This is a genomic window from Vibrio sp. 1069 (assembly GCF_033340555.1).
The window spans coordinates 1-557 of the sequence record NZ_JAWOWP010000775.1 but is presented as its reverse complement, the minus strand read 5'-3'; the positions used below and the strand labels follow the sequence as shown (position 1 = coordinate 557).

At 49.6% G+C, this 557-nt stretch carries 1 pseudogene; it reads left to right on the top strand.

The features are described from left to right. A pseudogene (locus R7040_RS28980) lies at positions 1-557 on the top strand (lipopolysaccharide biosynthesis protein); the annotation flags it as partial.

Genomic DNA, 557 nt, shown 5'->3' with positions numbered 1-557 from the left:
AGCAAATGGGCAAACTCGAGCTACTGACCACTTTTGGCGTAGTGACAACCTTGTTGGTCAGCTTTGCTTTGCACGAAGCACTCTATCGTTTTGTCGGCGTGGAGAAAGACGCACAAAAAAGAACCGTTTCTCTCAACCAACTTTATTCATTGTCGGTGCTGATCGCCGGCGCGGTGGCTGCGATTCTCCTGTTACTGATTGCGTTGCTCCCTATTCCTGAACCTTTTACGCACATCGAATTTGCTGTTGTCACGCTTACCATTGTTCTGGAAGGCAGCATTGCGATTGGCACGGCTTGGCTGCGCACTCAAGATGATAAAGCCAAAACACTGCTTCAAGTGATGGTGACGACGACTCTACTGCAAGTCACGTTTATCGTCGCGGCGCTTGCGCTGCACCCGCATGTCATCTCGGTGTTGATTGGCGGTCTTATCGCAGCGGTCATGCAATTTGTTTGGTTACACATCATCAACCGTTACACCCTTGCTCTGCCTCAGATTGCCTTAGCCAAGCAGTATTTGAATTACTGCCTACCAGTAATGCTGTCTGCACTTGTC